This is a genomic window from Duganella sp. Dugasp56 (assembly GCF_047304105.1).
Lineage (GTDB): Bacteria > Pseudomonadota > Gammaproteobacteria > Burkholderiales > Burkholderiaceae_D > Rugamonas > Rugamonas hordei.
The window spans coordinates 37,823-46,274 of the sequence record NZ_JBGLYQ010000053.1 but is presented as its reverse complement, the minus strand read 5'-3'; the positions used below and the strand labels follow the sequence as shown (position 1 = coordinate 46,274).

At 65.2% G+C, this 8,452-nt stretch carries 5 protein-coding genes and 1 pseudogene; 4 read left to right on the top strand and 2 right to left on the bottom strand.

Translation table 11 applies throughout. The features are described 5' to 3' along the window. The 3 genes and pseudogenes from ACCD07_RS27800 to ACCD07_RS27790 form a co-directional block, all read left to right on the top strand. Positions 1-246: pseudogene (locus ACCD07_RS27800) on the top strand (hypothetical protein); the annotation flags it as partial. Positions 247-410: 164 nt separating this feature from the next. Continuing rightward, complete coding sequence (locus ACCD07_RS27795) at positions 411-2,135, top strand: putative bifunctional diguanylate cyclase/phosphodiesterase (RefSeq protein ID WP_176650502.1); 1,725 nt, start codon at positions 411-413, stop codon at positions 2,133-2,135. Beyond that, positions 2,135-3,643 carry an HDOD domain-containing protein gene (locus tag ACCD07_RS27790; RefSeq protein ID WP_413449215.1) on the top strand — a complete coding sequence of 503 codons (1,509 nt, stop codon included), beginning with the start codon at positions 2,135-2,137 and terminating at the stop codon, positions 3,641-3,643. The genes ACCD07_RS27795 and ACCD07_RS27790 overlap by 1 nt, the downstream gene beginning before the upstream one ends. A gap of 9 nt (positions 3,644-3,652) precedes the next feature. Here the strand turns inward: ACCD07_RS27790 and ACCD07_RS27785 are convergent, their stop codons facing one another. Together ACCD07_RS27785 and aroC are read right to left on the bottom strand one after the other, a co-directional pair. Then, positions 3,653-4,804, bottom strand: a complete 1,152-nt coding sequence (locus ACCD07_RS27785; RefSeq protein WP_176650501.1) for an MFS transporter — start codon at positions 4,802-4,804, stop codon at positions 3,653-3,655. Positions 4,805-4,807: 3 nt separating this feature from the next. Continuing rightward, positions 4,808-5,905 (bottom strand): chorismate synthase, encoded by a 1,098-nt coding sequence (gene aroC, locus ACCD07_RS27780; protein WP_413449214.1) that lies wholly within the window; start codon positions 5,903-5,905, stop codon positions 4,808-4,810. A 230-nt stretch (positions 5,906-6,135) separates the two neighbouring features. Between aroC and ACCD07_RS27775 the strand changes: the two genes are divergently transcribed. Then, a complete protein-coding gene (locus ACCD07_RS27775; RefSeq protein ID WP_413449213.1) occupies positions 6,136-8,400 on the top strand; it encodes a putative bifunctional diguanylate cyclase/phosphodiesterase in 2,265 nt (754 codons plus the stop codon). Positions 8,401-8,452: the final 52 nt, after the last annotated feature.

The following is an 8,452-nucleotide window of genomic DNA, read 5'->3' as shown; positions in this document are numbered from 1 at the left end:
GACGCCCCCGCCCCGGCGCCAGCGTTCGACGACATCCGCGACCGGCTGCTGTACGCGCTGGCCAATGCGACGCACGCCGCTGTCGAGGCCGGCGACGTCGACAGCGACGAGGCCGACCTGGTGTCGGTGCGCCTGTGCGGTTTTCCGGCACATACCGGGGGCGCCGCGCATTTTGTCGAATATGTCGGAAAAGACAGCTTTGTAAAGCGCTCCGCAGCCCTCAAAATGCCCCCTTTTTTGCTATGAAATGCCGTTTTTCGGCCCAAGCTTGGAGAATTCTTTAAAAGTCGCAAGGATGTTGTCTTTTTTCATGTAATTTCACTCTCATCAGTGATACATTGCGTTCTGGTTTTGCAAGATTCGAGCAGCCCAATTGTTACATGCTTAAATTGAAAGATTAGATCCTCGCGATGTTTTCCAGTATTCCAGACCAGCCTCACCGTTACGATGTGGATAACCTCCTGGAGGAGGCTGGCGATGTTGTGTTCCGCCTGAATCTGCTGGGGCAAGTGCTGTTCGCCAGCAAACGGGCCATCGCGCTGATCTCCAGCCAGCATCCGCTGACCAGCGGGCTGCTGGCTACGCTGCTGTCCGAGGGCGACCAGGCGCCGCTGGCGGCCGTGCTGGCCGAAGTGCACGAGTCGGGCGGCACGCGCCTGCTGGAAGTACGCATCAAGACTCCGGATGCCGAAGTCTGGCACGAACTGCGCGTGGCCTGCTACGCCAATCCCGCCGGCGCCGCCGAACTGCTGATCGTCGGCCGCGACATGACCCAGCAGCACACCACCGAGGAACGGCTGCGCCACATGGCCACCCACGACGCGCTGACCGAGCTGCCAAACCGGCTGCTGCTGTCGGACCGCATGCGCATGGTGATCGCCAACGCGCGCCGCTCGGGCCAGGGCTTCTCCGTGGCCACCATCGGCCTGGACGGCTTCAAGAAAGTCAACGACGGCCTCGGCCATCCGGTCGGCGACGCCGTGCTGCGCACGGCCGCCGCCCGCCTGCGCAAGACGCTGCGCGACAGCGACACCCTGGCTCGCGTGGGCGGCGACGAATTTGTCGCGGTCCTGCCTGGAACCGCTACCGACGCCCAGATCAAGCTGGTCACCGGCCGCCTGATCGCCACCCTGCAGTCGCCGTTTGAAATCGACAGCCACACGATCTACGTCGGCGCCTCGGTCGGCGTCTCGGTCTACCCGCAGCACGCCGAGGACGAGGTGCGCCTGGTGGCGCTGGCCGACGCCGCCATGTCGCGCGCCAAGGAAACCGGCAAGGCGCGCTGCGTGGTCTACAGCCAGTCGCAGTCCGGCCCGCCCGAGCACGACATCTCGCTGGAGGCGGCCATGTTCCAGGCCGTGCGCGAGGGCGAGTTCCTGCTGTACTACCAGCCCATCGTCGACGCCAGGACGCGCGAGATCCAGGGCTTCGAAACGCTGATGCGCTGGAAGCATCCGACCCTGGGCATGGTGCCGCCGGCCCGCTTCATCCCGATCGCCGAGACCAACGGCCTGATCAACCTGCTGGGCGCGTGGGCGCTGAAGGCCGCCTGCGTGCAGCTCAAGCAGTTCGAGGAGGTGGCAAAGCGCAGCCTGTACATCTCTGTTAATATCAGCCCGCGGCAATTCCGCAACGATAAATTTCTCGACGTGCTGGACGACGCGATCGCCTTCTCCGGCCTACTTGGTGAGCAATTGGTATTGGAAATCACAGAAGGCACACTGATGATCGATCCGGCGCATGCCGAGTCCCTGCTGACCAAGATGGCCGAGCGCAACGCCCGCATCGCCATCGACGACTTCGGCACCGGCTACTCGTCGCTGGCCTACCTGAAGCGCTTCCCGATTTCCGTGCTCAAGATCGACCGCACCTTCATCCGCGACCTGCCCGATTCGCAAAAGGACGGCGCCATCTGCAACGCCGTGCTGGACCTGGCCAAGCACCTGGACCTGTCCGTCGTGGCCGAGGGCGTCGAGACCGAGGAGCAGCTGCAATACCTGGACCAGCGCGGCTGCCAGTACATCCAGGGTTATCTCACCGGCAAGCCGATGGCGGCCAATGTCGCCATGGCGGCACTCAAGGAAAGCATCCACGTCAAAGTGGTGCCAGCCGAACTGCGACAGGTGGCGCAATGATGCAAGCCGCTTTCGAGACCAGCTCGCCGCTGGGCGGACAAACGCTGTCCCAGTTGTGGGATTGCACGCGCCGCCGCGGCGACATGCCGGGCTTCGCCAAGGCCATCACCGCCATCCTCGGCGCCATGCGCGGCGAGGACGAGCAGGAATTCAACATGACCCGCACCGTGCTGTCCGATCCGGTGCTGACGCAAAAAGTGCTGCGGCTGGCCAACAGCGGCATGTATTCGGCCTTCGGCCAGCATGTGAACACGGTGTCGAAGGCGGTGCTGGTGCTGGGCACCGAGGCCATCGGCCACCTGGCGCTGGGCCTGAAACTGATCGAGGAACTGGCCGCCGACTCGAACGACGCCACCATCGCCCACGTTGAAATGGAAAAGGCCGTGCTGGCCGGCATCGTCGCGCAGCAGATCGCCTACACCGCCGAAAGCCGCCACGGCGAGGAAGCCGTGGTGTGCTCGATGCTGCACACGCTGGGCCGCATGATGCTGACCTTTTACATGCCCGAGCGCTGGACCGAGCTGCAACGCATGGCCGACGACGCCGGCCGCCGCGTCGAGGACCTGGCGCCGGAGTCGCTGGGCCTGAGCCTGGAGGAAGTCGGCCACGCGGCCGCGCTGCACTGGGGCCTGCCGCACAGCCTGATCTCCGGCATGCGCCACCTGCCGCCGCCGGAGCCGGGCGCCGAAGTCAGCGCGTCGGACTGGATCGCCGGCCTGTCGACGATGTCGGCGCTGTGCGCCGAATCGCTGTGGCACGACGATGCCGCCGGCGCCGAGGCGGTCAAGGCGCTGACCGAGTCCTACGCCGGCATGCTGGGCGTGGAGCCGGGCAACCTGATGCACGCCATCGAGCAGGCCAAGGTGGTGGCCGCCAACGACCTGACCATCGCCCCGCTGTCGCGCCCGGCCGAACGGCGTGCCAAGGCGCTGGCCAAGACGCGCCAGCGCGCGGCCGGCAACAAGATCCTGCTCAGCGGCCTGGCCGACATGCGCGACGTGCTCGACTCGGCCAGCCCCGGCCAGATGGTGCAGATCGCGCTGGAGACGGTCTACAAGGGCCTGGATTTCTCGCGCGCCGTGGCCTTCGTGCGCAACCGCAGGGAAAACCAGTACGCGGCCAAGATCAGCTTTGGCGACGGCACGCGGGAATTGCTGCCGGCGATGACCTTCGACGACGCCTACGAGCCGAACGTGTTCCATGCCGCGCTCAACAGCGACCGCGTGATCTTCATCGAGAACGCCCGCGACGCCAAGTTTGCCGCCAAGCTGCCGCTGTGGTGGAAGAGCTCGCTATCCGAGGCGCGCAGCTTCGTCATCCTGCCGCTGTCGTCGAACGGCCAGCCGGCCGGCTTCCTGTACGGCGACTGGGACGATTCCTTCCCGCCCATCCAGCTCAGCCAGACCGAGTTCTCGCTGCTCAACGACATGCGCGCCATCGTGGTGCGCTCGGTCGAGCGCCGCCACCAGACCGAGGTCGGAAGCAAGGCGGTGGCCAGCCGGGGCTAGCCGGCTAACCTAGTAGCGGTCCCCGGCCTGCCAGCGGAACGACAGCATGGCGGCCAGCGCCGACAGCATGGCCAGCACGGCCGCCACGTAGTACACCGACTGCGGCCCCGCCCGCTCCCACCACTGCGCCAGGAACAGGCCGCCAAGCGAGCCGCCGATGCCGTACGACAGGCTCATGTACAGCGCCTGCCCGCGCGCCTGCAGCGGCCCGGAGAACCAGCGCTGCAGGGTCATCACCGACGACGAATGATGCAGCGCGAAAGTGGCCGCGTGCAGGACCTGCGCCACGATCAGCAGCCACAGCACATGCGGGCCGAAGCCTATCATCAGGAAGCGCACGACGGCCACGCCCAGGGTCAGGTACATCATGCGCATCGCGCCCCAGCGGCGGAACAGCGGCGCCTGGAAATAGAACAGCAGCACCTCGGCCAGCACGCCCAGCGACCACATGGCGCCGATCACGGTCTTGCTGTAGCCGTTGCGCTCCAGGTACAGCGAATAAAAGGTGTACAGCGAGGCATGGGCCGACACCATCAGCGCGGTCGACAGGAAGAAGGCGATCACCTGGCGCCGGCGCAGCAGCGTAAACACCGGCAACGGCGGCTCCTTGTGCGCGCGGCGCGGCACGTCGCGCAGGCGGAAGGCGGCGCCTATCGTCAGCACCAGCAGCAGCGCCGCCACCCACGGCAGCGTGACGATGCCGTAGTGCTCCAGCGCGTACGAGGCCAGCGTCACCGAGACGATGAAGCCGATCGAGCCCCACATGCGGATGCGGCCGTAATAGGTCAGGTCGCCCTTCATCTCGGACAGCATCAGCGCTTCGCAGATCGGCGCCTGGCCGCTGGTGAACAGGTTCAGCACGATCATCGCCAGCATGAAGTGGCCGAAGGTGGCGCCAAAGAAGAAGCCGGAAAAGCCGATCAGCGCGGCGAAGCCGGCCATGCGCAGCACCAGCACGCGGCGGTCGTAGTGGTCGGCAACGTAGCCCCAGACGTTGGGGCCGACGATGCGCAGCACCTGGATCATCGACATCAGCACGCCGATCTGCGCCACCGTCATGCCCTTGTCGGCAAAGAACAGCGTGGCGTAGGTGCTCCAGGTTCCCGCGTGTGCGTAGTAGCAGAAGAGGAATAAGGCGAAGCTGAAGGCTTGTACCGGCACCGCTTACAGAGCGATGTTGGGGGTCGAGACCTTGACGTCGCCGCATTGGGCGCGGTGCATCAGCGCATGGTCCATCAGCACCAGCGCCAGCATCGCCTCGGCGATCGGCGTGGCGCGGATGCCGACGCAGGGGTCGTGGCGGCCGAAGGTTTCCACCATCACCGGATTGCCCTCCTTGTCGATCGAGTGGCGCGGCGTGCGGATAGACGAGGTCGGCTTGATGGCGATCGATACCGTGATGTCCTGGCCGGTCGAGATGCCGCCCAGCACGCCGCCGGCGTTGTTGCCGATGAAGCCGGTCGGGGTCAGCTCGTCGCCGTGTTCGGTGCCCTTCTGCGCCACCGACTTGAAGCCGGCGCCGATTTCCACGCCCTTGACGGCGTTGATGCCCATCATCGCGTAGGCGATGTCGGCGTCGAGCTTGTCGTAGATCGGCTGGCCCAGGCCGACCGGAATGTTCTGCGCGATGACGTCGATGCGGGCGCCGATCGAGTCGCCCGCCTTGCGCAGCTCGTCCATGGCCGCTTCCATGCGGGCGATCAGGTCGGCGTCGCCGGTGGCGGCGAAGAACGGGTTGTCCTGCGTGTGGCTCCAGTCCTGGAACGGCACGGCGATGTCGCCCAGCTGGCTCATGCAGCCCTTGAACACGGTGCCGTATTGCTGGTTCAGCCACTTCTTGGCGATCGCCGCCGCGCCCACCACGGGCGCCGTCAGGCGCGCCGACGAACGGCCGCCGCCGCGCGGGTCCCGTACGCCATATTTATGCCAATAGGTGTAATCTGCGTGCCCGGGGCGGAAACTTTCCGCAATGTTGCCGTAATCCTTGCTGCGCTGGTCTTCGTTGCGGATCAGCAGCGCGATCGGCGTGCCGGTGGTCACGCCCTGGTAGACGCCGGACAGGATTTCCACCGTGTCCGACTCCTGGCGCTGCGTCACGTGGCGCGATGTACCCGGTTTGCGACGATCCAGTTCAGGCTGGATATCCGCTTCCGACAAAGGCAATCCCGGTGGGCAGCCATCGATCACACAACCAATCGCGGGACCGTGCGACTCACCAAAGGTGGTAACTGAAAACAATTTGCCAAATGTATTGCCGGACATAAGAAGAGAATCTTTGGAAAAAGGTGGAAAGTTCCTAATTCTACCAGCCCGCCGCGCCCCGCGTCCCGCTGGCGTAACAATTTCTAATGGACAAGTTTCCATTGGCAAAATATCATGTTTCAATCGAAAGCCCACAACACGGCCTCCTCAGCCCCCGAAATCTGCGTTCTTTTTAACAATTCGCTATATACTTGACTCAAGAACACCGAGAAATCCTGGAGAAGCTACACATGCCCCCACCGATCACACCCCTTGAGCACTCCAAGGATGATCAAGACGATCTGGTATTCTTAGAAGAGCATCCGACGGCGCCTGTGACTGCCGGTACCCGCCACGTATGGCGGGTAATGATTATCGATGACGACGAAGACGTCCACTCGACCACCACCTTCGCGCTCGGCAACCTCGACATGCAGCAGCGCCCGCTGGAATTCGTCCATGCGTATTCGGCCGGGCAGGCACGCGAACTACTGAAACACGAGGCGGAAATCGCCGTCATCCTGCTGGACGTGGTGATGGAACAGGACGACGCCGGCCTGCACCTGGTGCGCTACATCCGCGAAACGCTGAAACTGGTCGACGTGCGCATCATCCTGCGCACCGGCCAGCCCGGCTACGCGCCGGAAATCGACGCCATCCGCGATTTCGACATCAACGACTACAAGACCAAGTCCGAGCTGACCCGCATCAAGCTGTTCACCACGGTCACCGCGGCGATCCGCTCGTACGAGCAGATCCGCAAGATCAACGACAGCCGCCGCGGCCTCAATCAGATCGTCCACGCCAGCACCCAGCTGATGACCCTGCACGGCGTGCAGAACTTCGCCGCCGGCGTGCTGGCGCAGATCACCGACCTGCTGGGCCAGGACGGCAACGGCGTGCTGTGCGTGCAGGAATGCCCGGAGGACGGCTGCCACGAACTGATGGTGATGGCCACCGTCGGCGCCTGCCGCCGGCTGGACGGCATGACCCTGACCGCCCAGGACGAGCCGCGCATCCACGACGCGATGGAACTGGCGCTGGCGCAGCGGCGCAACCTGTACGGTCCGGACTTCGTCACCCTGTACTTCGCCGGCAAGGCCTCGCGCGACTTCGTCGCCTTCCTCGAGGTCAGCCGCGCGCCGACCGAGATCGACGAGCGCCTGCTGGAAGTGTTCTGCAGCAACGTGGCGGTCGGCCTGGACAACGTCGAACTGGTCACGCACCTGCACAACGCCGCCTTCTACGATCAATTGTCCAAGCTGCCCAACCGCACCCGCCTGGTCGAGATCCTCGACGCCACGCTGGCCGGCCCGGCGCGCGACGACGCCACGCTGTCGCTGGTCGACCTCGACCACTTCGCCGAGACCAACGACGCGCTGGGCCACCAGTTTGGCGACATGCTGCTGGTCGCCGTGGCCGGACGCCTGCAGTCGGAACTGGGCGGCCAGCTGACGGTGGCGCGCATCGGCGGCGACATCTTCTGCGTGCTGGGCGACTCGTCGCAGGTCAACCCGGCCAATATCCTGGCGCTGTTCCAGCGCCCGTACAGCATCGACGGCCAGGACGTGCAGCTGTCGGCCACGCTGGGCCTGGTGCGCCTGGGCGAGCACGAAGGCAGCGGCGCCGACGCGCTCAAGGATGCCGACATCGCGCTGAAGCGCGCCAAGTCGCAGCAGCGCGCCGGCCACTTCTACTTCTCGCGCTCGATGGGCGTCGAGATCCGCGAGCGGGTGCGCATGATGCACGCGCTGCGCACCGCCTTCGGCCAGAACCAGCTGTTCGTGGTCTACCAGCCGCAGATCGACCTGGCCACGCGCCGGCCGGTGGGCGCCGAGGCGCTGCTGCGCTGGCAGACGCCGGACGGCAAGTTTATCTCGCCGGACCGCTTCATTCCGATCGCCGAGTACTCGGGCCTGATCATCGACCTGGGCGAATGGGTGATGCGCACCGCCTGCCGCGAGCTGGTCGACCTGCGCAAGGCCGGCCATGACGATTTCATGATGTCGATCAACGTCTCGCAGGTGCAGTTCCGCCATCCGCACTTCCTCGACATGCTGCGCAGGGCGCTCGAGGACACGGGCGCGCCGCCGGAATTCGTCGAGCTGGAGATCACCGAGTCGATGGCGATGGAAGAGCCGGACATGCTGATCAAGATGCTGGGCCAGATCAAGCAGACCGGCGTCAGCATCGCGATCGACGATTTCGGCACCGGCTTCTCGTCGCTGTCCTACCTGCAGCGGCTGCAGATCGACCGCCTGAAGATAGACCGCGCCTTCGTCACCGAAATCACCGGCTCCGCGCGCGGCAGCAGCATAGCCGAGATGGTGATACAGCTGGGCCGCAACCTGGGCCTGGCGGTGATTGCCGAAGGGGTGGAAGATGAGCGCCAGGCGCAGATCCTGCAGGCGCTGGGCTGCCCGCTGGCGCAGGGCTTCCTGTTCGCGCGGCCGATGACGGCATCGGCGCTGAACGGCTGGCTCAGTAACGACACGCTGGAAAAAGGCGTCGCCTGAAAGGCAGCGTGAAAACAACAACGCCATGTGCGCCTGCTGCGGTCAAGACCGC

Coding starts and splice junctions, on each gene's coding strand:
- ACCD07_RS27795 (WP_176650502.1), top strand. CDS start 411: ATGTTTTCCAGTATTCCAGACCAGCCTCACCGTTACGATGTGGATAAC.
- ACCD07_RS27775 (WP_413449213.1), top strand. CDS start 6,136: ATGCCCCCACCGATCACACCCCTTGAGCACTCCAAGGATGATCAAGAC.
- aroC (WP_413449214.1), bottom strand. CDS start 5,905: ATGTCCGGCAATACATTTGGCAAATTGTTTTCAGTTACCACCTTTGGT.
- ACCD07_RS27790 (WP_413449215.1), top strand. CDS start 2,135: ATGCAAGCCGCTTTCGAGACCAGCTCGCCGCTGGGCGGACAAACGCTG.